This is a genomic window from Streptococcus sanguinis (assembly GCF_900475275.1).
In the GTDB taxonomy this organism is placed as follows: Bacteria; Bacillota; Bacilli; order Lactobacillales; family Streptococcaceae; genus Streptococcus; species Streptococcus sanguinis_N.
The window spans coordinates 459507-482108 of record NZ_LS483364.1; the positions used below are offsets into that span (position 1 = coordinate 459507).

Sequence of the window (22602 nt, forward strand, 5' to 3'; positions counted from 1 at the left end):
TTAGGTAATAGTTTGACTGTCAAAGTAAAGGAAATACATCTAGCGTGTGGTAGTTTGAGATCAAGCTATTACTTAAGCAATGATAAAAGGAAGGTATTATGCAAACACGTATTACAGAATTATTGAACATTGATTACCCTATTTTCCAAGGCGGAATGGCCTGGGTTGCTGATGGCGACTTGGCTGGCGCGGTTTCAAAAGCCGGCGGTCTTGGCATCATCGGTGGTGGAAATGCACCCAAGGAAGTGGTAAAGGCTAATATTGACAAGATTAAGTCTTTAACAGACCGTCCTTTCGGGGTTAACATCATGCTCCTGTCTCCTTTTGCAGACGACATTGTTGATCTGGTCATTGAAGAGGGAGTAAAAGTAGTAACAACTGGTGCAGGTAATCCAAGCAAGCACATGGCTCGTTTCCATGAAGCGGGAATTACAGTTATCCCTGTTGTGCCAAGTGTGGCCTTGGCTAAGCGGATGGAAAAAATCGGTGCGGATGCAGTCATTGCAGAAGGTATGGAAGCCGGTGGTCACATCGGAAAATTGACTACCATGTCCTTGGTTCGTCAGGTTGCAGAAGCAGTTAGCATTCCGGTTATTGCTGCCGGTGGTATTGCAGATGGTGCTGGTGCTGCAGCTGGTTTTATGCTGGGAGCCGAGGCTGTTCAAGTCGGAACTCGCTTTGTTGTTGCAAAGGAATCCAATGCCCATCAAAACTATAAGAACATGATTTTGAAGGCTCGCGATATTGATACGACTATCTCTGCCCAGCATTTTGGTCATGCAGTTCGTGCTATCAAGAATAAGCTGACGCGTGATTTCGAAAAGGCGGAAAAAGAAGCCTTCAAGCAAGAAAATCCAGATTTGACTGTTTTTGAAAATCTGGGTGCTGGTGCTTTGGCCAATGCGGTTGTTCGCGGAGATGTGGAAAATGGTTCCGTCATGTCTGGTCAAATTGCTGGTTTAATCAGTAAGGAAGAGACAGTCGAAGAAATCCTCAAAGATATCTACTATGGTGCTGCTGAGAAGATTCAGCAGGAAGCAAAACGTTGGGCAGGAGTAACTAGAAATGACTAAAAGAGCCTTTCTCTTTGCCGGTCAAGGAGCGCAGTACCTTGGAATGGGGCGCGAGCTTTATGATCAGTATGAGCTTGTTCGGTCAACTTTTGATGAGGCTAGCCAAGTTCTAGGCTATGATGTCCGAGCTTTGATCGATCAGGATGAGGAAAAGCTCAATCAAACTCGCTATACGCAACCGGCTATTTTAACGACTTCAGTAGCTATTTATCGCCTCTTAGCTGATAAAGGAATAGAGCCAGACATGGTAGCGGGTCTCTCTCTTGGAGAATATTCTGCCTTGGTGGCTGCGGGCGCCCTTGATTTCAAGACGGCGGTAGCCTTGGTTGCTAAGCGCGGTAGCTTCATGGAAGAGGCGGCTCCAGCTGGCTCAGGGAAAATGGTCGCAGTTTTAAATGCTGAGGTTTCTCTCATTGAAGAGGTCTGTCAAGAAGCAAGTGCTATTGGTGTAGTCTCACCAGCCAATTATAATACGCCAAGTCAGATTGTTATCGGCGGAGAAGTGGCGGCAGTGGATAAGGCTGTGGAACTTTTGAAAGATGCTGGTGTCAAGCGCTTAATCCCGCTCAATGTATCCGGACCTTTCCATACAGCGCTTTTAAAGCCAGCCAGTGAACGATTGGCAGAAGTCTTGGAAACAGTTGAGTTTTCAGATTTTGTACGGCCATTAGTCGGAAATACTGAAGCAACTGTGATGGAAAAAGAAAGAGTCAAAGAGCTTTTGACTCGTCAGGTAATGGAGCCAGTGCGCTTTTATGACAGCATTGCTACAATGCAGAAAGCTGGTGTGACTGAATTTATCGAAATCGGTCCTGGCAAAGTTCTGTCTGGTTTTATTAAGAAAATTGATAAATCTGCAGATGTACGCCAAGTTGAAGATGTAGAAAGTTTGAATGCTCTTCTAGAAAAATAATGAGGAATCATCATGGAATTACAAAACAAGAATGTGTTAATTACAGGGTCCGCTCGTGGGATTGGGCTGGCAATTGCGCATAAATTTGCCAGTGTCGGAGCCAATGTTATCTTAAACGGACTAAGCGGGATTTCTGATGATATTTTGGCTGAATTTGCCGGCTATTCTGGTAAAGTCGTGGCTGTTATTGGGGATGTGTCTAAATCTGCGGATGCTCAGCGGATAGTGGAAGAAGCTGTTGCGGCTCTGGGGTCTGTAGATGTATTGGTCAATAACGCTGGTATTACACGTGATAAGCTCATGCTGAAAATGACGGAAGAAGATTTTGAGCAGGTGCTGAAAGTGAACTTGACTGGAACATTCAATATGACACAATCAGTCCTGAAACCGATGACAAAAGCTCGTCAGGGTGCTATTATCAACCTATCGAGTGTCGTTGGTTTGGCTGGAAATATCGGTCAGGCAAACTATGCAGCTTCCAAGGCCGGTCTGATTGGTTTTTCTAAATCAGTAGCCCGTGAAGTGGCAGCGCGTAATATCCGTGTGAACTGCATTGCCCCAGGCTTTATCGCATCTGATATGACAGATGTGCTTCCAGAAAAAGTAAAGGCGGCGTCTCTGGCGCTCATTCCGATGAAGCGTTTTGGTACTCCGGAAGAAGTAGCAGATGTTGCTCTCTTCTTGGCGGGTCAAGAATATCTGACGGGTCAAGTCATCACGATTGATGGCGGCTTTACTATGCAGTAAGTCATAGTTTTTGAATATTAATGAGTAGAAAATCAGTTGATTCATCTAAATAAAGGAGCTCAATATGAAACTTAATCGAGTTGTTGTAACAGGATACGGTTTAACTTCACCTATCGGAAATACTCCAGAAGAATTCTGGAATAATTTAAAAGAAGGCAATATTGGAATCGGTCCAATTACTAAATTTGATCATAGTGAATACAGTGTTCACAATGCGGCGGAAATTCAGGATTTCCCTTTTGATAAATACTTTGTCAAAAAGGATACCAACCGTTATGACAATTATACACTTTATGCGATTTATGCCTCTCAAGAAGCGGTCAACAATGCTCACTTAGATGTAGATAAGTTGGATAAGGATCGCTTTGGTGTCATCGTGGCTTCAGGTATCGGCGGGATTCAGGAAATTGAAGAACAGGTTGTTCGCTTGCATGAAAAAGGTCCTAAACGTATCAAACCTTTGACCTTGCCAAAAGCTTTGCCAAATATGGGGGCAGGAAATGTTGCGATGCGCTTTGGAGCCAATGGTATCTGTAAGTCTGTCAATACAGCTTGTGCCTCAGCTAACGATGCGATTGGTGAAGCTTTCCGCTCGATTAAATTCGGTTATCAAGATGTGATGCTGGTTGGTGGCTCAGAAGCTTCTATTACACCATTTGCGATTGCTGGTTTCCAGGCTCTGACAGCTCTTTCTACGACAGAAGATCCTAAGCGTGCTTCTATTCCTTTTGACAAGGACCGCAATGGCTTTGTCATGGGTGAAGGTTCTGGTATGCTGGTTCTGGAAAGTTTGGAACATGCTGAGAAGCGCGGAGCTACTATCTTGGCTGAGGTAGTAGGATACGGCCACACTTGTGATGCTTACCATATGACTTCTCCGCATCCAGAAGGTTTGGGCGCTATCAAGGCGATCAAACAGGCAGTTGAAGAAGCTGAAATTGAGCCGAAAGATGTAGCTTATGTCAATGCTCACGGTACATCAACCCCTGCTAACGAAAAAGGCGAAAGCGGAGCCATTGTCTCTGTCTTTGGTAAAGATGTAGCGGTGTCTTCTACTAAATCCTTTACAGGACACCTGCTCGGTGCCGCGGGCGCGGTTGAGGCTATTGCGACGATTGAAGCAATGCGCCATAGCTATGTGCCAAAAACAGCTGGTACAACAGAGCTGCCAGACTATATTGAAGCCAACGTTATTTACGGTCAAGGTAAGGAACAGGAAATCCCTTATGCGATTTCCAATACATTTGGCTTTGGCGGCCACAATGCCGTTCTTGCCTTTAAACGCTGGGAGGCTTAAAAACCTATGAATATCAACGAAATTAAAGATTTAATGGCGCAGTTTGACAAGTCTAGTCTGCGTGAGTTTTCTTACAAAAATCAGAGCGATGAGCTGACTTTTAGTAAGAATGAAGGTCAGGCTGCAGTTCCAACAGCCAGCGCTGCTCCAATTGCTGCACCTTTGCAGGCTGCGAGTGCACCTGTGATTGAAACAACTCCTCAAGCAGCTCCATCTGTTGAGCCTGAAACAGCTTCAGAAGCTCCGGCACCTGCTGCTGAAGGTGATGTTGTGGAAAGTCCTTTGGTTGGTGTGGCTTACTTAGCAGCTGGTCCAGACAAGCCGCCATTTGTATCAGTTGGAGACCAAGTTAAAAAAGGTCAAACCCTGATGATTATTGAAGCAATGAAGGTCATGAATGAAGTTCCAGCACCTAAAGATGGTCTGGTTACAGAAATTCTGGTTCAGAATGAAGAAATGGTTGAATTTGGGAAAGGGCTGGTACGCATCAAATGATTGATATCAATGCAATAAAAGAAGCACTTCCGCACCGCTACCCAATGCTTTTAGTGGATCGCGTATTGGAAGTTAGCGAAGATGAGATTGTCGCTCTGAAAAATGTGACAGTCAATGAGCCTTTCTTTAACGGACATTTTCCTCAATATCCTGTTATGCCAGGTGTCTTGATCATGGAAGCTCTAGCTCAAACAGCCGGCGTGCTGGAATTATCCAAAGAAGAAAATAAGGGCAAACTGGTCTTCTATGCTGGTATGGACAAGGTTAAGTTCAAGAAGCAAGTTGTACCAGGTGATCAGCTGATTATGACAGCTAAGTTTGTCAAGCGTCGCGGAACCATTGCGGTTGTAGAGGCGAAAGCAGAAGTTGATGGAAAACTTGCAGCCAGCGGTACCTTGACCTTTGCGATTGGCCAGTAGATAAAAGGAGCTTTCACCATGTTTCGTAAAATTTTAATTGCTAACCGTGGGGAAATTGCGGTCAGAATTATTCGTGCAGCTCGCGAGTTGGGAATTGATACGGTAGCTGTTTATTCAACGGCTGACAAGGAAGCACTCCATACCCTACTGGCTGATGAGGCTGTCTGTATCGGTCCAGCCAAGTCCACTGATTCTTATCTAAATATGAATGCAGTTCTGTCTGCTGCTGTTCTGACAGGTGCAGAAGCCATTCATCCTGGGTTTGGTTTTTTGAGTGAAAACTCTAAATTTGCGACCATGTGCGAAGAGGTCGGCATTAAGTTTATTGGGCCTTCAGGTGCTGTTATGGACATGATGGGGGACAAGATTAATGCTCGGGCTCAGATGATTAAGGCGAAAGTGCCAGTTATCCCAGGTTCTGATGGAGAAGTTCATACCTCTGAAGAAGCTTTGGAAGTCGCAGAAAAGATTGGTTATCCAGTCATGCTTAAAGCTTCTGCTGGCGGCGGCGGCAAAGGCATTCGTAAGGTTGAAAAGGCTGAGGATTTAGTAGCGGCCTTTGAGTCTGCATCTAGCGAAGCCAAAGCGGCCTTTGGTAATGGTGCCATGTATATGGAACGAGTCATTTATCCAGCGCGCCATATTGAAGTGCAGATTTTGGCTGATCAGCAGGGGCATGTGGTTCACTTGGGCGAGCGGGATTGCTCTTTGCAGCGTAATAATCAGAAAGTGCTGGAAGAAAGTCCATCTGTGGCAATTGGGAAAACCCTGCGTCAGCAGATTGGTGAAGCAGCTGTTCGGGCTGCTCAGTCTGTCGGCTATGAAAATGCTGGTACAATTGAGTTTCTTCTCGATGAGGCCAAGGGTGAATTCTACTTTATGGAGATGAATACTCGGGTGCAGGTTGAGCATCCAGTCACCGAGTTTGTTACCGGTGTGGATATTGTAAAAGAGCAAATCAAGATTGCAAACGGTCAAGAGCTGTCCTTCAGTCAGGATGATGTTGAAATCCGAGGGCATGCGATTGAGTGTCGGATCAATGCTGAAAATCCAGCCTTTAACTTTGCGCCGAGTCCTGGTAAGATTTCAAATGTTTATCTTCCAAGCGGTGGAGTGGGGCTGCGCGTGGATTCAGCCGTCTATCCTGGCTATACCATCCCGCCTTATTACGATAGCATGATTGCGAAGATAATTGTTCACGGAGAAAACCGCTTTGATGCTCTCATGAAGATGCAGCGTGCACTCTATGAACTAGAAATTGACGGGGTTGTAACCAACAGCGGCTTCCAACTGGACTTAATCTCAGATCCTAATGTAATTGCTGGTGATTATGATACCGCCTTTCTCATGGAGAAGTTCCTTCCGGCTTATCAAGAGAAACAATAGATACGACATATAAGAGCTGCTCTGTAAACTTGAAAGACGGCGGCTCTTGCTGTTTGATGTGCCTGAGTATAAAATCTTGAAAAGGAGAAGACGTAAACGATGGCTTTGTTTTCAAAGAAGGATAAATATATCCGTATCAATCCTAATCGAGCGAGTCGGGAAAAACCTCAAGCAAAGCCTGAGGTACCAGACGAACTCTTTTCGAAATGCCCAGGTTGTAAGCATACCATTTACCAAAAAGATCTTGGGAATGACAGTGTGTGTCCTAACTGTGGCTATAATTTCCGTATTTCTGCCCATGAGCGCTTAAATCTAACTGTGGATGAGAACAGTTTTGAAGAGATGTTCACTGGAATTGAAACCAAGGATCCTCTGAACTTCCCTAACTATCAGGAAAAATTGGCTCTTACCCGAGAGAAGACAGGCTTAGATGAGGCGGTTCTGACTGGAACAGCTAGTATCAAGGGGCATAAAACAGCTCTTGGAATCATGGATTCAAACTTTATCATGGCTTCTATGGGGACAGTTGTGGGTGAAAAGATTACCCGTCTCTTTGAGTATGCAACAGAGCATAAATTGCCAGTCGTTCTGTTTACGGCTTCTGGCGGTGCCCGCATGCAGGAGGGCATTATGAGTTTGATGCAGATGGCTAAGGTCTCTGCGGCTGTTCAGCGGCACTCTGCAGCAGGTCTCTTCTATCTGACCGTCTTGACAGATCCGACAACTGGCGGTGTCACAGCCTCTTTCGCTATGGAAGGTGATATTATTCTGGCTGAAACACAGGCTCTGGTTGGATTTGCCGGGCGTCGAGTTATTGAGTCCACGGTTCGTGAGAAGCTGCCAGATGATTTTCAAAAGGCTGAATTTCTCATGGAGCATGGTTTTGTGGATACCATTGTCAAGCGTGGTGATATGAGAGATACACTTGCTATCTTATTAGCATTCCATGGAGGTCAAGCATGACAAAAATCACTCGGATTATTAAAGAAGCGCGTGATCAGGCTCGTTTGACTGCGCTGGATTTTGCACAAGGAATTTTTGATAACTTCGTCGAGCTGCATGGAGATCGCTCTTTTCGAGATGATGGTGCAGTGATTGGCGGTATTGGGACACTAAAGGGTCAGCCTGTGACGGTGGTCGGTATTCAAAAAGGTCGCAATTTGCAGGATAATTTGCGCCGAAACTTTGGACAGCCGCATCCGGAAGGCTACCGTAAGGCTCTGCGTCTCATGAAGCAGGCGGAAAAATTTGGCCGTCCTGTGGTAACCTTTATCAATACGGCAGGTGCTTATCCTGGTGTCGGTGCTGAGGAGCGTGGCCAAGGGGAAGCTATTGCCCGTAACTTGATGGAAATGAGCAATCTCAAAGTACCGATTATTGCCATCATCATTGGTGAAGGGGGCTCTGGTGGGGCTTTGGCTTTAGCTGTAGCAGATAAGGTCTGGATGCTGGAAAACTCTATGTATGCAGTTCTTAGTCCAGAAGGTTTTGCTTCTATCCTCTGGAAAGACGGCAGCCGCGCTATGGAAGCGGCAGAACTGATGAAAATTACTTCACATGAGCTCTTGCAGATGGAAGTGGTGGATAAGGTCATTCCTGAAAGAGGCTTTAACAACCATGAATTACTGGCTGCAGTGAAAGAAGAAATCGCTGCTGAGTTGGATAGTCTGTCTCAGCTGACCTTGGAGCAATTACTGGAAAATCGCTATCAGCGATTCAGGAAATATTAAAAAATCGAAGCCCAAAGGCTTCTTTTTCTCGTTTCGGATTCTTGTTTGAAATTGATGTGGAGCCACATTACGAGGGTAATATATTTTAGTTTGAAAAATCGCATTATATTCTCTTTATAGGACTTATATAAAATATATATTATACAAGCTATTGGTCCTATGTTAAGATAGTTTCTAATTAAAAGAAATGAGGTTTCATATGTCAGAATTTACTATCCACACAATTGAGTCCGCACCAGCCGAGGTAAAAGAAGTCCTGGAAACTGTTCAAAAAGATAACGGTGGCTACGTTCCCAATCTTATCGGTCTTTTGGCCAATGCGCCAACGGCTTTGGAAACATATCGGACGGTTGGAGCCATCAATCGCCGTAACAGCCTGACACCGACTGAGCGTGAAGTAGTGCAGATTACGGCTGCGGTTACCAATGGCTGTGCTTTCTGTGTGGCGGGTCATACAGCTTTTTCAATCAAGCAGATTCAAATGAATGATGATCTTTTGGAGGCTCTGCGCAATCGTACTCCGATTGATACAGATCCGAAGCTAGATACGCTTGCTAAATTTACCATTGCTGTCATCAATACCAAGGGACGGGTTGGAGATGAGGCTTTGGCAGATTTCCTAGAAGCAGGCTATACGCATGAGAATGCACTGGATGTAGTTCTGGGTGTTAGCCTTGCGACCCTATGCAATTATGCCAATAATCTGGCCAACACGCCAATTAATCCAGAATTGCAGCCTTATGCCTAGTCTTTGAGGAGGTGGCAAATGACATTTTTTTCAGAAGAGTTTATCAACTGGTTGGATGATCACGCTGACCAAATTGACAAAGAATCCTGTGCAGCGGGTAACCAACTGATTGAGCGTATCGCCGCTGAAGGAGCCTTTCGGGTTGGCGTTCCAGAAGAGCTGGGAGGCCGAGGTGGCAATGATACGGATGTGATTGAAGTGCTCAAGGAGCTGGCTCACCATTCTTTGACCGCCTCCTTTATCTCTTGGGGGCAAAGAACCTTTATTGATAACATTTTAAAATCTCCTAATCTCTACTTTAGAAACCACTATTTGGAAGGGCTCTTGTCAGGGGAATATGCAGGTGCGACAGCCCTGTCCAATGCTGTCAAATTCCTGTCGGACTTAGAAGAGTTAAATGTCTCTATTGTGGAAGAAGATGGGCAGCTTTATCTGAAGGGGCGTCTGCCTTGGGTAACCAATGCTCGCGCGGATCGCTTTCTCAGCATATTTGTTGCTGGTTTCGAAGATGGGAGCCGCCAGCCGTTGGTTCTGGCTGTGCCATCTGACGCAGAGAATTTCTCTCGTTCAGCGGATTTAGAGTTTGTATCTTTGCAAGGGGGAAATACAGCTGCCCTGACCTTTAACCATGTGCCTTTGCAAGAGGAATGGATTCTTGCTCAAGATGCCCAGGACTTTTTGGCAGAAAATCGCCCAGCTTTTCTAGGTTATCAGTTTGGTTTGGCTCTTGGCTTAGCAGAGAAGTCTCTGGCGGAGGTCGAGGCCAATCTGTCAGTTCGCTCCATTTTGAGAGAGGAGTGGGAGGAGCAAGTGGCTGCTCTGACTGAAATCCAGGATCAGCTCTATAGAGGACTTCTCCAGCCTGGCTATTTTGTTGAGCGTCCTAAGGAGCTCTTCCAGTTGCGAATTGATATAGTTGATGTGGTAGCTCAAAGTCTGCTCTTGGAGTTGCAGGCTAGTGGAGGCAGAGGATACTTGAGTAATTCGACTTCTGGATTTATCCGCCGTTGGAACGAAGGAGCTTTTCTTCCCATTGTCTCACCGAGTGCAGTCCAGCTGCGGCATATTTTAGAAGTTTCATAGAAATGATGGCAAACAAACGTCTGATTGTCATTGAAAAGGGGCTTCGAGATATTACTATAAAGGAGTTGCTTCGTGAACAGCAAACGACCGCCCATTCTCTTATCTGGGTTGATTCTTGGCCTGTTTGGCCTAGCTAATCTTTTACTGAACTACCATTCTATCTTTTTCCACTTCTTGAATGGTCTAGCTTTGATACTTTGGCTTTATCTGACACTGGCTTTAGTGCTGTTATTTTCGGACTATCGTCAGGAATTGAAAAAGGCTCCTTAGCAAGCTTGGCTTATTTTGGGTGGGCCAGCTGCTTTGGTACATGGCCTTGTTGCTGCATATTTTTCTAATAGCTATCTTTACATGGAAGTATGTGCTTAAGGCTGAGGGATTAGCTTTGACCCCGAGCTGGACGGTCCTCTATGTTGGATTGGCCATGGCAAGCTTGACTCAGGGTGTAGTTCATCAGCCGTTTTTGGGCTATTTGGCTTGGTTTTTTGCTCTGCTACTGAGTTTGATTCTCTATCCCTTATTTTACAGAGCAAGGCGGTCACAAAGTTTGCCTGATGCTTTAAAGCCGCAGTGGGCTATTTACTGTGCGCCTTTCTCACTCTTGCTGGGAAGTTATATCCGTCTGGCTGGTTCTGATGCTGAAGGTTGGTTTGTTGCCTTACTGCTCCTCTTATCGCAGGCCTTTTATCTCTTGGTCCTATGCCTCTTACCTCGTATTTTCCGACTGGGACCTCAGCTTAGCTGGTCAGCCTTGACTTTTCCTCTTGTCAATACAGCTTTTGCCCTGAAACTAGGACTTGATTATCTAGGTTGGGCTTGGCTTGTTTGGCTAAGTCATGCAGAAGCTCTGCTAGCCGTCGTAATTGTCCTCTATGTTTGTTTTTACTATACAGTCTCATTGCGAGCCAGAAAGATAACAAAAAATCCGAGATGATACTCTTTGAAAATCTGTTTTTGATTTTCTCTGAGTTGAACTCGGATTTTTTTAATTTTAGCAAAATAAGTCTGCATTCAGACCTGATGATACAGGCAAATTATCAGGATGATCTGATTTTTATTTTGGCGCTATAACTTCTAATCCCCCCATGTACGGACGCAGAACCTCCGGGATAGTCACAGAGCCGTCTTCGTTTTGGTAGTTTTCTAAGATAGCTGCTACTGTGCGTCCGACAGCCAGTCCAGAACCGTTGAGAGTATGAAGGAGTTTGACCTTACCATCTGCTTCGTCACGGTAGCGGATTTGAGCTCGACGAGCTTGGAAATCTTCTGTGTTAGAGCAACTAGAGATTTCACGGTAGGTGTTCTGAGCCGGAATCCAAACTTCCAAGTCGTAGGTCTTAGCAGCTGAGAAGCCCATATCTCCAGTACAGAGTGCTACAACGCGGTAAGGCAGATTCAGCTTTTGCAGGATGTTTTCTGCGTTGGCAGTCATCTTTTCCAGCTCTTGATAAGATTCTTCTGGCTTGGCAAATTTCACCATTTCAACTTTGTGGAACTGGTGCAGACGGATGAGACCGCGCGTGTCACGACCAGCAGAGCCAGCTTCAGAGCGGAATGATGGACTCATAGCTGTGAAGTAGATTGGCAATTCTTTTCCGTCCAAAATTTCATCTCGATAATAGTTGGTCAGTGGAACTTCAGCAGTCGGAATCAGAACGAAGTTGGTATCGCTTAGCTCAAAGGTATCTTCTTTGAACTTAGGATATTGCCCAGTCCCAAACATAGAATCGTGGTTGACCATGTAAGGAGTGATGACTTCGGTGTAGCCTTCTTTGCCATGCTCGTCCAGCATGAAGTTGTAGATAGCGCGCTCTAATCGAGCTCCCAAGCCCTTATAGAAGAGGAAGCGAGCACCAGTAACTTTTGCTCCACGTTCCCAGTCTAAGATATCCAGTTCTTCACCTAAATCCCAGTGAGCCTTAGCTTCAAAGTCAAATTGGCGAGGTGTCCCCCAGCGACGAACTTCAATGTTTTCGTCCTCATCTGCTCCCACAGGAACACTATCATGTGGAATATTAGGCAGAGTAGTAGTGAATTCAGTCAACTTAGCATCCAGCTCAGCCAAGGTTGCGTCTAAGTTCTTGACCTCAGCAGAAAGTTTTTGCATAGCAGCAATCTTGTCATCAGCATTTTCTTTGTTGCGTTTAGCTTGAGCAATTTCAGCAGAGACAGTATTGCGCTCAGCCTTGAGTTCTTCGACCTTGACTAACAAATCCCGACGTTCTTTGTCAATGCTTTTCATTTGGTTAAGGGTAGCAGCATCAACACCTCGCGTAGCCAATTTTTTAGCAACAGAATCAAAGTCCGTACGGATGCGTTTTAAATCTAACATAGGTACCTCCAAAAATAAAAAGCACTTTATGAAACTGTTGGAGCGGCAGAGCCGCGGTTCCATCCAACTTCACAAAAGTGCACTTGCTTAATTATTCATTTTTAAACTAACGGTAGAATTTCCTATTTTCTCCTTATCTGCTCACAGCCACCGCAGACTTTCTGAAAAGTGCCCAATAGTACTTATCCGTTTCGACTATTATACAGGATTTTCCGGAAAATGTAAATCCCAGGATAGGAAAAATCTTGACAGAAAAAGATAACTATGTTATCTTTAAATAAAGGTAACATAGTTATCTGAAGGAGTTCTTATGGTAAAACAAACAACGCGCGACCGTATGATTGAGAAGGCAAGCCAGCTTATCAGAGAGTATGGCTATCGGAATATTCCCTTGAGAAAACTGGCATCTCTGCTGGGGGTTACGACTGGTGCTTTTTACAAGGCTTTTGAGAACAAGGAGGATCTTTATTATCAGGTCTGTCTTTTGGAAAACCAGAGGCAGCTTAAGCGTTTAGAGGAGCAGTATCTAGATGGAGTCTCTGATCCTCTGGATTGCATTTGGCAGATAGGACTCTTTCTTTTATCGGAATATGAGACCAACAGTCAGATGATGGATTTTCTCTTTTTCAGTCCTGTGGCGACAGAGGCTTATCGGAAAGGTGAGCTTCTGGAAATCGGGAACAAGACAGTGGCTTATCTGGATCGGCTGCCTATTGAGAGTCAGAAAGAAAAAAAGATTCTCTTGCTCAAGCTGGACACTTTCATCACAGGCTATGGCCATTTTATTGCCAAAGGCTTGGAGCCTTTTGATGAGGAAGTCTATCGCTCAATGTTCAATGATTTACTAGGAGGTTACAAACATGATTAAAAATCTCATTGTTTATGCACATCCCTATGATAAAAGCTTTAACCATGCTATTTTAGAGCAGGTTCAGGACTTGTTGGAGAAGAAAGGTCAGACCTATGAACTGGTCGATCTCTATGAGGATGGTTTTAATCCTGTCTATACCAAGGAAGAGCTAGCGCTTTTTAATAAAGGGCAGGCACTAGACCCGCTGGTTTTAAAATATCAGGAAGCTCTTGCGTCCTGTGACCGCCTTATCATGATTTTTCCTATCTGGTGGGCGGATATGCCAGCTATTGTCAAGGGCTTTGAAGATAAGGTATTTTTGAAAAATAAGATTTACGAGGAGACGAAGACTCGCCAGTTAGTTGGTTGTTTGACCAATATTAAAGAGGTGTTAGCTATTACTACCTCTGCAGCACCGACCTTCTATCTTAAGTATTTCTGTGGTGATGTCGTCAAGAAAGCCATGTTGGGCCATACCTTTAAGTCTATCGGTGCTAGACAGCGCCGTTGGTTGAATTTCGGGAATATTTCTCAGTCTACAGCTGAAAAACGTCAAGCTTTTTTAGAAAAATTAGCAGAAAAGATTTGAAGAGGTAGTTATCATGATTCGTTTTAGAAGAGCAGATGAAAGGGATCTTGCTGCAGCAGTCTCGGTTTTAACTGCTGCTTTTGCTGAGCATGAGATCTACAGAGAAAAATTCCGTCCTCTCTTTGGCAGCAGTCAGTCTTATATTGATTTTCTAAATAGATTGCATGCAGTTATGGTTAAGGCGGCGATGCGTCATCATATTTGCCTACTTGCTGAAGTGGACGGGCGTCTTATGGCGGTCGCTACCATTCATAAGCTCGGTAATCATCCTGTCGGTATGCTTTCCTTTTTGCGGGCAGGAGCATGGAGGATGTGGCAATATATTCCCCAGCTTTTAGCCTTTCAAAAAGTCTTTGGGGAGGGCAGTAAAGAAGCTAAAAAAAGGGGTATTTCAACTCTTTATCTTGAATTGCTGGGTGTGCTGCCTGATTATCAAGGACAGGGAGTTGGCGGTCTTTTTATCTCAAAGGGACTTGAATTGCTTGCAAAAGAAGAAAAATGCCAGCGGCTTACTTTAATTACTCATACAGAAAGCAACTGTCGTTTTTACAAAAAGAACGGATTTAAACAACTAGATGTCCGTGATGTTGAAGGTGTCAAGACATGGACTTTCGAGAAAAATTTAGCTGATGTTTATCCTTTTTGAAAATCTAATGATGCGGTCTTGCATTGATAATATCAGCTTACTTCATCCCATCATTTCAAGGGGCTGAAATAGTGCATTCTCAGACTGATTCACTTTCCAATTTTTTGTGCTAGCTCCATTTTGGTGGTACAAGCTGGTTTTGTCTTAGTCGGAAATATAAAAAATAGGGCAGAAACTTTTTCAACCCTATTTTTTCTTCTTAAAGATTCCAGCAATTTTTTGTAACAGAGTCGGCAATCTAACGACTTTGTCGTTGCCGATATGCTCCCGCGCAATTTTGAGTATCTTACCAGAATCTTTGGAGGCAAAGAGAAACTTTCCCTTGTCAGTCCAGATTTCAAAATGGCGGCTGACTTTTTTGCCAGAAACATTAGCACCGATAGTAGTGATGCTAGACCAAGGCAGCTGAATATAATCTTCTACATTGGCATCAGCATAAAACTCCAGAGCTGTCTCGCCGATTAGAAATTTCCCAACCTTTCCGCCTAATCCAAGATAGGAAACGCCAGTGGTATTAAACTCAACTGTTTTATTTTGTGACTGTGCCATAGAGTAACTCCCTTTTAAATAATATAGCTATTATACCACAATAAAAAGAAGGCCGAAACCTTCTTTTTGATTACATCAAACCAGCAACGTGAGCTAGTACACCAACTACGAAGAGGGCGATGATGATAGTGATAGGGGATACTTTCTTCTTAAGCAACCACATACAAGCAAAAGTTAGAAGCAGTCCCATCAAACCAGGAATCAAGGAATCCAAGTTTTGTTGGAAAGTTGTAACTTTTTCAGGGGTTTGAGATAGTCCTTGGCCTACTTGAGCAAATGCTTCTTGGATACCCTTATAGCCACTAGACAATTTGTCCCAATGAATATATGCTTTATCATCTAGCTTAACAGATGAAACGTTAAAGACAAACTTAATAGATACCCAGCGCTCAACCAGAACAGCCAAGATAAACATACCTAGGATTGAAGCACCTTTGGTAATGTCTTGGAGGATACCACCAGACATGTCCTTAGTGATTTCAGAACCAGCCTTGTAGCCCAATTCTTGTGTGTACCAGAGGAAAGCCATCCGGATAGCATTCCAAGCTAAGAAGAAGATAAGTGGACCAATGATATTTCCAGTCAAAGCAAGAGATGCACCAAGTGCTCCAAGGATAGGACGAACTGTGAACCAGAAGACAGGGTCTCCGATACCAGCCAGAGGTCCCATCATACCGATTTTAACCCCTTGGATAGCCGCATCGTCAATTGCTGCACCATTTGCTTTTTCTTCTTCAAGCGCAAGTGTAACTCCGATGATTGGAGCTGCTACATATGGGTGAGTGTTGAAGAATTCCAAGTGACGCTCAAGAGCAGCAGCTTGATCTTCTTTTTTAGTATAAAGCTTCTTAATAGCTGGAATCAGTGAATAAGCCCAGCCCAAGTTTTGCATACGTTCGTAGTTCCAAGAGCCTTGCAAGAAAGTAGAACGCCACCAAACTTTTTGACGGTCAGCCTTTGAAAGAGTCAATTTTCCTGACTCATCAGGTTTTACAGTATTTAATTCTGTCATGATAGTGTGTCTCCTTTCTTAGTAGTCTTCTAGGATATCGCCGATTGGATCGTTAGATGAAGCTGTTGCTCCACCGCCACCATTTCCGCCTTTTTTAGACAAGGCAAGGTAGATGAGGGCAATAGCGACACCAATTGCACCGAGGGCAATCAGAGTGAGTTCGCTGACAGCAGCCAAAGCGAAACCAATAGCGAAGAATGGCCATACTTCACGAGTTGCCATCATGTTGATAACCATGGCATAACCAACGGCTACGACCATGCCACCACCGATTTGCATACCTTCTGATAGCCAAGCTGGCATAGCTTCAAGAGCAGATTTAACAGATTCAGCAGGAATCATTAAAAGAAGTGCTGCAGGAATAGCAATACGTGCTCCTTGCATGAAGAGAGCGATGAAGTGAGCGCGTTCAACTCCTTTAATGTCTCCTTTTTTCGCAGCAGCATCTGCACCGTGAACCAAACCGACTGACAAAGTGCGGACAATCATAGTCAAGAAGAGACCAGCAACAGCAAGTGGAATAGCAACACCTTGTGCTACAGCGATTCCTTTGCTTGAGAAGTCTCCACCCAGTACCATGATGATGGCAGCGGCAACAGAAGCGAGGGCGGCATCAGGTGCTACAGCAGCTCCGATATTAGCCCAGCCAAGAGCGATCAGCTGGAGAGAGCCACCCAGCATAACACCGGCAGCCAAATTACCAGTTACCAGTCCAATCAAGGTACAAGCAACCAGCGGTTGGTGGAATTGGAATTGGTCCAAGATACCTTCTAGACCAGCTAAGAAGGCAACAAAGACTACTAAAACCATAGAAATAATAGACATGTTCTAAATCCTTTCGTAAATTAATAAAAGCAAAACGTTTGATTCTACTGCACGTTGGCTTTCTTAATCAAATCAAACAAATCTTTTTTAGAGTCATTTGGTACTTTACGTACGTCGAATTCAACGCCAAGGTCACGCAGCTTTTCATAAGTAGCAACGTCTTCCTTGTCCATTGACAGTACGTTGTTGACCATCGTTTTACCAGTTGAGTGAGCCATAGAACCAACGTTAAGGGTCTTGATTGGCACACCGCCTTCAACAGCACGAAGGGCGTCTTGAGGAGTTTCAAACAGAATCAAGGCATGAGTGTTGCCAAAGCGAGGGTCTTTTGAAACAGCAATCAATTTGTCGATTGGGACAACATTGGCTTTGACATTACCTGGTGCAGCTTGCTTGATCAATTCTTTACGAAGTTCATCTTGAGCTACTGAGTCAGAGGCAACGATAATACGATCTGCTTTTGAATCTGGCGTCCAAGCTGTTGCTACCTGACCGTGCAGCAAGCGTGTGTCGATACGGGCAAGGTTGATTTTGAGCTTGCCGTCACCGATTACAGTCCCTTCAGGGATTGCTGCTTGGGCAACTGGAGCAGCTGCAGCAGGAGCAGTTGCTTCTTCAACAGCAGGGTTCAGCTCTTCAGGCAGAGCTTTGACTCCTTCCTTGGCTTCTTTGATAATGTTAGCAACAACAGCTTCAACGCCGGCGTTGGCATCCATCATCCTTTCTGTATAAGCTTGAATCAGCATAGGCAGGTTCAAGCCTGTAATGATAGCGAACTTGCGGTCTGGATTTTCACCCATGACACGGCTAGCTTGGTTGAATGGAGAGCCACTCCAAAGGTCAGCCAAGACCAACACTTCATCGTCCGCATCAAACGAAGCCACAGCGTCATTGAACTTTGCATAGAGATCATCTGGTCCTTCGTTGGGCATGAAAGTAACAACTTGTAATTTTTCCTGCTCACCGAAAATCATAGAACCTGATTGATGAATACCAGCAGCAAATTCACCGTGGCTAGCAATAATGATTCCGATACTCATTATTGACATTCCTCCTTATAAAATGTTTGACTTAAGTTTTAAGAAAACTTTAAGGCAGTTTTATTATAAAACGTTTTCATGAAAAATGCAAGCGTTTGTCTTTAAAAAGAACATTTTCTTTCAAAAATGTCAGTATTTGCTGAACCCCTGATAAATATAGGTATAAGCAAACCATAGATATAGAAATGTTTTAATAAATTAGGAAAACAGAAAATACAATAGGTTGATATATGAAAAGATATTGAAATAATATGAAAGAGACTTTTGAAATGAAAGAAAAGAATCGTGTTTAAGAAAGTGTTTGTTTATCAAAAAAGAAAGAGGAGGACCAAAGACAAAAAATCGCATCTTATGTCTTTAGTCTCCCTCTATAATGGCAAAAGTTTCTAAATAATATCAAGTCTGCCCATCATACGTTTCCAAGAGTTTGGTAAATGTTGGGATTGACATGCTTTAAAGGATTAGTGCGTGAAGTCAAGTACCATACGTCCCTGAATGGTACCCGCTTCCATTTCGTCAAAGACATCCACAGCATCTGAAACAGGGCGTTTTTGAACGACAGGAACCACTAATCCTTCAGCGCCAAACTGGAAGGCTTCTTCCAAGTCCTTACGTGTACCAACGAGGGAACCGATGACTTGGATACCATCTAAAACGGTTTTGACAATGCTGAGGTCCATCATTTCAGATGGCAATCCAACGGCAACTACCCGACCGCCAGCACGAACAGAATCAACAGCTTGATTGAAGGCAACTTTAGAAACGGCTGTTACTACTGCAGAATGCGCACCGCCAGTTTTTTCTTGGATAAGAGCAGTGACATCTTCAACTTCATGGCCGTTGATGACGATATCAGCACCGACTTCTTTAGCCAAAGCTAGCTTGTCATTGTTGATATCAACAGCGACAACATGGGCATTAAAGACTTTCTTGGCATATTGCACCGCTAGGTTACCCAATCCACCTGCTCCAAAGATTACTGTCCATTGTCCTGGCTGCAGCTGGGCTTCTTTAATAGCTTTGTAGGTAGTTACGCCGGCACAGGTGATAGAAGAAGCTTGGGCAGGATCGAGTCCTTCTGGAACTTTGACTGCATAATTAGCAGTTACGATACATTGCTCTGCCATCCCACCATCAACGGAATAACCAGCATTTTTTACTGTACGGCAAAGGGTTTCGCGACCAGTTGTACAGTATTCACAAGCGCCGCAGCCTTCAAAGAACCAAGCGACACTGACGCGGTCTCCGACCTTGAGGCTTTTTACATCTGGAGCAATTTCTTTGACAATACCGATACCTTCATGTCCGAGAACGCGACCCGGTACCTTGCCAAAGTCACCATGCGCGACGTGCAGGTCCGTATGGCAGACACCGCAGTATTCAATGTCAACGAGAGCTTCCCCTGTTTCAAGAGGACGAAGTTCCTTATTTTCGACGAGTTGGACATTGGTTCCTTCTGGATTTACAACAACTGCTTTCATAAGTAGTTTCCTCCTGTTATTTAGTTTTTGATTATGTTAATTATATCACAAACTCGAACAAATGGCAAACGCTTACAAATGTGAGCGAAAGTAACCTTTAAAACTATGATACGGCGGATAAGCTTCTATTTTTAAAGCTTTTGAGCATGATTGAGGTCGAGAGAAGACAAAAAAGAAAAGACAAACTCTCAAACAGAGTTTGGCTAATTGTCTACTTTTATAAAAAGAGTTTGTTGAGCTCGTGGGCGACGCCATCTTGGTCGTTAGTCAAAGATAATTGCTGGTCGGCGTAGGGCAGCAGGTCAGTATTGGCATTTTTCATGGCATAGCCAGTACCAGCAAAGGACAGCATCTCAGTATCATTTTGCTCATCACCAAAGGCAATCAGATTTTTACGATCCACATTGAGAACATTAAGCAGGTACTGAAGGGCGAAGGCTTTGTTGACCCCTTTGGGAGCACACTCGAGAATGTTGAGTGGGCCGCCCCAAGAGTTGATGGCAAGTTCATGCTGGTAAAAAGCATTCATTTCCTCTGCCAGAGCGTATTTGTCAGCTGCTCGTGTCTGCAGGAGAATGGCGTTAGGATTCTCCGTTACCAGATTAGCTTGAAACTGGTTTTCTGGTTTGAAAGCATCGATGCCAAAGAGCTTGGGATCAGCGATTTCCTCGTTGGGATTGGTGATATAGAATTTATTGCGGTATTCGCCAGCAATGAAATCCGCTTCAATCTCATCCCTACGCTTAACCATATCCAGCAGAAAGGACTTATCCAGCGTCAGCGATTTTTCAAACTCCCATTTCTTTTCTGGAATGTGAGTCAAAGAGCCATTGAAGTTGATCATGGGCGTATTGAGCTCTAATTCTTTATAATATTTCAAAGCCATGCGGTAGGGCCGGCCTGTTGTGATAATGACCTTGTGGCCCTTTTGGGAAATTTTTTTGATGGTTTCTTTGGTGAAGTCAGACAAATTGCTGTTAGAATCAAGCAAGGTTCCGTCCAAGTCCACAGCGATTACTTTTTTTGTCATGTGAGTCTCTTTTCAGTGATAATACAGACTATTATAACAGAATTCAGTGTAAATAACACGACTTATGTTATAATGGTGCTCTAATCAGTCACAATTATGACACACCAAGGAGGAGCTTTTCGTATGCGTAAACCGATCATGATTCATGCTCTTTTTCTGATGATTGCCTTTTTTATCTATATCCAATCTCTAAATGGCGGTCCGACCTATCTCATCTGGAATATGACCTTGACCTTAATTAGCTATGATGCAGCTGTCTTGACACTTTTATTCAAGAAGCAGAAATGGATTTATCCTCTTCTTTTCCTACTGTGGTTGCTTTTCTTCCCTAACACTTTCTATATGATTACAGATTTGATTCACATGACTTGGGTGGCAGATGTTCTGAGTAAGCCTAGTGTTTTCCTGCTCTTTTTAGCTTTTGTTTCCAGTATTTTATTCGGGATTTTCTGTGGGATGGAGAGCTGGTATGTCATCAAGGAAGGCTGGAAGCTTAACTGGTATTTGGATCTATTGCTGACGGCAGCTCTGTCTGTTGTGTCCAGTCTGGCTATCTATATAGGACGTTATGATCGCCTCAATAGCTGGGATTTATTGCTTCATCCACAGCTGGTTATACAGAAGCTTTTGCAAACTTTGCAGCCTAATCGTCTGCCTTTCATTATTGGTTTTGCCTTTTTACAGTTTATGAGTTTGGTATTTCTGATGAGAGATAATAAAAAATAAGAATAGCGAGACATTCATCTTGAAAAAGTGAATGTTTTTTATTATAATCTAAGTTATCGTTCGCAAATAAACGAAATTCAATCTTTTTTCTTTTTTGTTGAACTAGATATTAGAAATTTTACTCAAAAGGAGATTTATTGAAAAATGGATAAATTTTTCAAACTGACCGAAAAAGGGACAGATGTCCGGACAGAAGTTTTGGCGGGTCTGACGACTTTCTTTGCCATGTCCTACATTTTATTTGTCAATCCGGCCATGCTGGCTCAGACAGGTATGCCCAAGCAGGGTGTTTTTCTAGCTACGATTATCGGGGCTGTTGCCGGCACCTTGATGATGGCCTTCTTTGCCAACCTGCCTTATGCGCAGGCGCCGGGTATGGGGTTGAATGCCTTTTTCACTTTTACGGTCGTCTTTGCCTTGGGCTACACTTGGCAGGAAGCCTTGGCTATGGTCTTTATCTGCGGAATTATTTCGCTTATTATCACTTTGACCAAGGTGCGTAAGATGATCATTGAGTCAATTCCAGGCTCCTTGCGAGCAGCTATTTCAGCAGGGATTGGAGTCTTTCTGGCTTATGTAGGTATTAAAAATGCTGGCTTGCTCAAGTTTTCAATCGATCCGGGAAACTATACAGTAGCTGGCAAGGGAGCAGATAAAGCTGCAGCGGCTATTACGGCTAATTCAGCAGCAACTCCAGGCCTGGTAGACTTTAACAATCCAGCGGTCCTAGTAGCCCTAGTTGGTTTGGCCATCACAATCTTCTTTATCGTGAAAAATATCAAGGGTGGTGTTATCCTATCCATTCTAGTCACGACAGTTGTGGCTATTCTGGTTGGCTTGGTTGATTTGTCATCTATTGATTTTGGGCAGAATAACATTGGTACTGCTGTTAATGAACTGGGGCAGATTTTTGGGGTGGCAGTAGGTCCGAAAGGTCTGGGTGCCCTTTTAGCAGATTCAGCTCGCTGGCCTCAGACATTTATGGCTATTCTAGCTTTTTCATTGACAGATATTTTTGATACCATTGGTACCTTAATCGGTACAGGCGAAAAGGTCGGGATTGTGGCGACTTCTGGGGAAAACCATGAATCAGAAGGCTTGGATAAGGCGCTTTACTCGGACCTCATCGGAACCTCTATTGGCGCCATTGCTGGAACCTCTAACGTGACGACTTATGTGGAGTCTGCAGCTGGTATCGGAGCTGGGGGCCGAACAGGTCTGACAGCCTTGGTCGTAGCCATCTGCTTTGCGGTATCAAGCTTCTTTAGCCCACTCTTGGCTATTGTTCCTAATGCTGCAACTGCACCGATTCTCATTATCGTGGGGATTATGATGCTGGCTAGCTTAAAAAATATCCATTGGGATGATATGACAGAAGCCATTCCAGCTTTCTTTACTTCTATTTTTATGGGATTTGCCTATTCTATCACTCACGGGATAGCAGCTGGGTTTATTACCTACACCTTGGTCAAAATCTTCAAAGGTCAAGCTAAGGATGTGCATTCTATGATTTGGATTTTGGATTTTCTCTTTATTTTGAATTTCGTAAATTTGGCTTTAAATTAGGTCTAAACATTGCTGGATTTCCTTGTGTCTAGTAAAGTTTGGATAGCTTATATTTTCAGTATAAA

23 protein-coding genes and 1 pseudogene are annotated in these 22602 nt (G+C 44.0%); 17 read left to right on the top strand and 7 right to left on the bottom strand.

Annotated features, from left to right (window positions below; all coding sequences use genetic code 11):
• The first annotated feature begins 98 nt into the window (after positions 1–98).
• The 12 genes and pseudogenes from fabK to DQM55_RS02415 all read left to right on the top strand — a co-directional run bounded on the left by fabK (position 99) and on the right by DQM55_RS02415 (position 10825).
• A complete protein-coding gene (gene fabK, locus DQM55_RS02360) occupies positions 99–1073 on the top strand; it encodes an enoyl-[acyl-carrier-protein] reductase FabK (protein WP_002902460.1) in 975 nt (324 codons plus the stop codon).
• The gene (fabD, locus tag DQM55_RS02365) at positions 1066–1986 is read left to right on the top strand and encodes an ACP S-malonyltransferase (protein ID WP_111675348.1); all 921 of its coding nucleotides are present in this window, start codon (positions 1066–1068) and stop codon (positions 1984–1986) included. The genes fabK and fabD overlap by 8 nt, the downstream gene beginning before the upstream one ends.
• A gap of 12 nt (positions 1987–1998) precedes the next feature.
• Positions 1999–2733 carry a 3-oxoacyl-[acyl-carrier-protein] reductase gene (gene fabG / locus DQM55_RS02370; protein ID WP_002922206.1) on the top strand — a complete coding sequence of 245 codons (735 nt, stop codon included), beginning with the start codon at positions 1999–2001 and terminating at the stop codon, positions 2731–2733.
• Between the two features lie 64 nt (positions 2734–2797).
• The gene (gene fabF, locus DQM55_RS02375) at positions 2798–4030 is read left to right on the top strand and encodes a beta-ketoacyl-ACP synthase II (RefSeq protein ID WP_111675349.1); all 1233 of its coding nucleotides are present in this window, start codon (positions 2798–2800) and stop codon (positions 4028–4030) included.
• A 6-nt stretch (positions 4031–4036) separates the two neighbouring features.
• A complete protein-coding gene (accB, locus tag DQM55_RS02380; protein ID WP_111675350.1) occupies positions 4037–4525 on the top strand; it encodes an acetyl-CoA carboxylase biotin carboxyl carrier protein in 489 nt (162 codons plus the stop codon).
• On the top strand, positions 4522–4944 hold the full coding sequence (fabZ, locus tag DQM55_RS02385; RefSeq protein ID WP_002896886.1) for a 3-hydroxyacyl-ACP dehydratase FabZ: 423 nt from the start codon (positions 4522–4524) through the stop codon (positions 4942–4944). Before accB ends, fabZ begins: the two co-directional genes overlap by 4 nt.
• Before the next feature lie 18 nt (positions 4945–4962).
• Positions 4963–6330: an acetyl-CoA carboxylase biotin carboxylase subunit gene (locus DQM55_RS02390; protein ID WP_002893598.1), complete on the top strand. Its 1368-nt coding sequence runs from the start codon at positions 4963–4965 to the stop codon at positions 6328–6330.
• Positions 6331–6429: 99 nt separating this feature from the next.
• Complete coding sequence (gene accD / locus DQM55_RS02395; protein ID WP_111675351.1) at positions 6430–7293, top strand: acetyl-CoA carboxylase, carboxyltransferase subunit beta; 864 nt, start codon at positions 6430–6432, stop codon at positions 7291–7293.
• Complete coding sequence (locus DQM55_RS02400) at positions 7290–8060, top strand: acetyl-CoA carboxylase carboxyl transferase subunit alpha (RefSeq protein ID WP_111675352.1); 771 nt, start codon at positions 7290–7292, stop codon at positions 8058–8060. Before accD ends, DQM55_RS02400 begins: the two co-directional genes overlap by 4 nt.
• 199 nt (positions 8061–8259) lie before the next feature.
• Positions 8260–8808: a carboxymuconolactone decarboxylase family protein gene (locus tag DQM55_RS02405; RefSeq protein ID WP_172454702.1), complete on the top strand. Its 549-nt coding sequence runs from the start codon at positions 8260–8262 to the stop codon at positions 8806–8808.
• Positions 8809–8826: 18 nt separating this feature from the next.
• The gene (locus tag DQM55_RS02410; protein ID WP_111675354.1) at positions 8827–9891 is read left to right on the top strand and encodes an acyl-CoA dehydrogenase family protein; all 1065 of its coding nucleotides are present in this window, start codon (positions 8827–8829) and stop codon (positions 9889–9891) included.
• 72 nt (positions 9892–9963) lie between these two features.
• Positions 9964–10825: pseudogene (locus DQM55_RS02415) on the top strand (TDT family transporter).
• A gap of 120 nt (positions 10826–10945) precedes the next feature.
• Here DQM55_RS02415 and serS read toward each other — a convergent pair.
• Complete coding sequence (gene serS / locus DQM55_RS02425) at positions 10946–12223, bottom strand: serine--tRNA ligase (RefSeq protein WP_111675355.1); 1278 nt, start codon at positions 12221–12223, stop codon at positions 10946–10948.
• Between the two features lie 310 nt (positions 12224–12533).
• Between serS and DQM55_RS02430 the strand changes: the two genes are divergently transcribed.
• The 3 genes from DQM55_RS02430 to DQM55_RS02440 are packed head-to-tail and all read left to right on the top strand — an operon-like array spanning position 12534 to position 14308.
• Positions 12534–13091 (top strand): TetR/AcrR family transcriptional regulator, encoded by a 558-nt coding sequence (locus tag DQM55_RS02430; RefSeq protein ID WP_111675356.1) that lies wholly within the window; start codon positions 12534–12536, stop codon positions 13089–13091.
• Positions 13084–13662: an NAD(P)H-dependent oxidoreductase gene (locus DQM55_RS02435; RefSeq protein WP_111675357.1), complete on the top strand. Its 579-nt coding sequence runs from the start codon at positions 13084–13086 to the stop codon at positions 13660–13662. The genes DQM55_RS02430 and DQM55_RS02435 overlap by 8 nt, the downstream gene beginning before the upstream one ends.
• A 13-nt stretch (positions 13663–13675) precedes the next feature.
• The gene (locus tag DQM55_RS02440; RefSeq protein ID WP_111675358.1) at positions 13676–14308 is read left to right on the top strand and encodes a GNAT family N-acetyltransferase; all 633 of its coding nucleotides are present in this window, start codon (positions 13676–13678) and stop codon (positions 14306–14308) included.
• Positions 14309–14494: 186 nt separating this feature from the next.
• Here the strand turns inward: DQM55_RS02440 and DQM55_RS02450 are convergent, their stop codons facing one another.
• From DQM55_RS02450 to DQM55_RS02475, 6 genes are all read right to left on the bottom strand, one after another.
• Positions 14495–14857 carry a DUF956 family protein gene (locus DQM55_RS02450; protein WP_111675359.1) on the bottom strand — a complete coding sequence of 121 codons (363 nt, stop codon included), beginning with the start codon at positions 14855–14857 and terminating at the stop codon, positions 14495–14497.
• Positions 14858–14927: 70 nt separating this feature from the next.
• Positions 14928–15869 (bottom strand): PTS system mannose/fructose/sorbose family transporter subunit IID, encoded by a 942-nt coding sequence (locus DQM55_RS02455; RefSeq protein ID WP_002893579.1) that lies wholly within the window; start codon positions 15867–15869, stop codon positions 14928–14930.
• 18 nt (positions 15870–15887) lie between these two features.
• The gene (locus DQM55_RS02460; RefSeq protein ID WP_002893578.1) at positions 15888–16694 is read right to left on the bottom strand and encodes a PTS mannose/fructose/sorbose transporter subunit IIC; all 807 of its coding nucleotides are present in this window, start codon (positions 16692–16694) and stop codon (positions 15888–15890) included.
• Between the two features lie 44 nt (positions 16695–16738).
• Entirely contained in the window at positions 16739–17734 is a 996-nt protein-coding gene (locus DQM55_RS02465) for a PTS sugar transporter subunit IIB (RefSeq protein ID WP_172454703.1), read from the bottom strand.
• Positions 17735–18195: 461 nt separating this feature from the next.
• A complete protein-coding gene (gene adhP / locus DQM55_RS02470; RefSeq protein ID WP_111675361.1) occupies positions 18196–19215 on the bottom strand; it encodes an alcohol dehydrogenase AdhP in 1020 nt (339 codons plus the stop codon).
• A gap of 217 nt (positions 19216–19432) precedes the next feature.
• A complete protein-coding gene (locus tag DQM55_RS02475; RefSeq protein WP_111675362.1) occupies positions 19433–20245 on the bottom strand; it encodes a Cof-type HAD-IIB family hydrolase in 813 nt (270 codons plus the stop codon).
• A gap of 96 nt (positions 20246–20341) precedes the next feature.
• Between DQM55_RS02475 and DQM55_RS02480 the strand changes: the two genes are divergently transcribed.
• On the top strand, positions 20342–20971 hold the full coding sequence (locus tag DQM55_RS02480; RefSeq protein WP_004185529.1) for a DUF1361 domain-containing protein: 630 nt from the start codon (positions 20342–20344) through the stop codon (positions 20969–20971).
• A gap of 144 nt (positions 20972–21115) precedes the next feature.
• Complete coding sequence (locus tag DQM55_RS02485; RefSeq protein ID WP_004185530.1) at positions 21116–22537, top strand: NCS2 family permease; 1422 nt, start codon at positions 21116–21118, stop codon at positions 22535–22537.
• Positions 22538–22602: the final 65 nt, after the last annotated feature.

Excerpts from the sequence above, each read along its gene's own strand:
- fabZ (WP_002896886.1), top strand. The coding sequence starts at position 4,522 with ATGATTGATATCAATGCAATAAAAGAAGCACTTCCGCACCGCTACCCA.
- accB (WP_111675350.1), top strand. The coding sequence starts at position 4,037 with ATGAATATCAACGAAATTAAAGATTTAATGGCGCAGTTTGACAAGTCT.
- fabG (WP_002922206.1), top strand. The coding sequence starts at position 1,999 with ATGGAATTACAAAACAAGAATGTGTTAATTACAGGGTCCGCTCGTGGG.
- accD (WP_111675351.1), top strand. The coding sequence starts at position 6,430 with ATGGCTTTGTTTTCAAAGAAGGATAAATATATCCGTATCAATCCTAAT.
- DQM55_RS02400 (WP_111675352.1), top strand. The coding sequence starts at position 7,290 with ATGACAAAAATCACTCGGATTATTAAAGAAGCGCGTGATCAGGCTCGT.
- DQM55_RS02460 (WP_002893578.1), bottom strand. The coding sequence starts at position 16,694 with ATGTCTATTATTTCTATGGTTTTAGTAGTCTTTGTTGCCTTCTTAGCT.
- DQM55_RS02440 (WP_111675358.1), top strand. The coding sequence starts at position 13,676 with ATGATTCGTTTTAGAAGAGCAGATGAAAGGGATCTTGCTGCAGCAGTC.
- serS (WP_111675355.1), bottom strand. The coding sequence starts at position 12,223 with ATGTTAGATTTAAAACGCATCCGTACGGACTTTGATTCTGTTGCTAAA.
- DQM55_RS02480 (WP_004185529.1), top strand. The coding sequence starts at position 20,342 with ATGACACACCAAGGAGGAGCTTTTCGTATGCGTAAACCGATCATGATT.
- DQM55_RS02430 (WP_111675356.1), top strand. The coding sequence starts at position 12,534 with ATGGTAAAACAAACAACGCGCGACCGTATGATTGAGAAGGCAAGCCAG.
- DQM55_RS02485 (WP_004185530.1), top strand. The coding sequence starts at position 21,116 with ATGGATAAATTTTTCAAACTGACCGAAAAAGGGACAGATGTCCGGACA.
- fabF (WP_111675349.1), top strand. The coding sequence starts at position 2,798 with ATGAAACTTAATCGAGTTGTTGTAACAGGATACGGTTTAACTTCACCT.
- DQM55_RS02465 (WP_172454703.1), bottom strand. The coding sequence starts at position 17,734 with ATGAGTATCGGAATCATTATTGCTAGCCACGGTGAATTTGCTGCTGGT.
- fabD (WP_111675348.1), top strand. The coding sequence starts at position 1,066 with ATGACTAAAAGAGCCTTTCTCTTTGCCGGTCAAGGAGCGCAGTACCTT.
- DQM55_RS02410 (WP_111675354.1), top strand. The coding sequence starts at position 8,827 with ATGACATTTTTTTCAGAAGAGTTTATCAACTGGTTGGATGATCACGCT.
- fabK (WP_002902460.1), top strand. The coding sequence starts at position 99 with ATGCAAACACGTATTACAGAATTATTGAACATTGATTACCCTATTTTC.
- DQM55_RS02435 (WP_111675357.1), top strand. The coding sequence starts at position 13,084 with ATGATTAAAAATCTCATTGTTTATGCACATCCCTATGATAAAAGCTTT.
- adhP (WP_111675361.1), bottom strand. The coding sequence starts at position 19,215 with ATGAAAGCAGTTGTTGTAAATCCAGAAGGAACCAATGTCCAACTCGTC.
- DQM55_RS02405 (WP_172454702.1), top strand. The coding sequence starts at position 8,260 with ATGTCAGAATTTACTATCCACACAATTGAGTCCGCACCAGCCGAGGTA.
- DQM55_RS02475 (WP_111675362.1), bottom strand. The coding sequence starts at position 20,245 with ATGACAAAAAAAGTAATCGCTGTGGACTTGGACGGAACCTTGCTTGAT.
- DQM55_RS02450 (WP_111675359.1), bottom strand. The coding sequence starts at position 14,857 with ATGGCACAGTCACAAAATAAAACAGTTGAGTTTAATACCACTGGCGTT.
- DQM55_RS02390 (WP_002893598.1), top strand. The coding sequence starts at position 4,963 with ATGTTTCGTAAAATTTTAATTGCTAACCGTGGGGAAATTGCGGTCAGA.
- DQM55_RS02455 (WP_002893579.1), bottom strand. The coding sequence starts at position 15,869 with ATGACAGAATTAAATACTGTAAAACCTGATGAGTCAGGAAAATTGACT.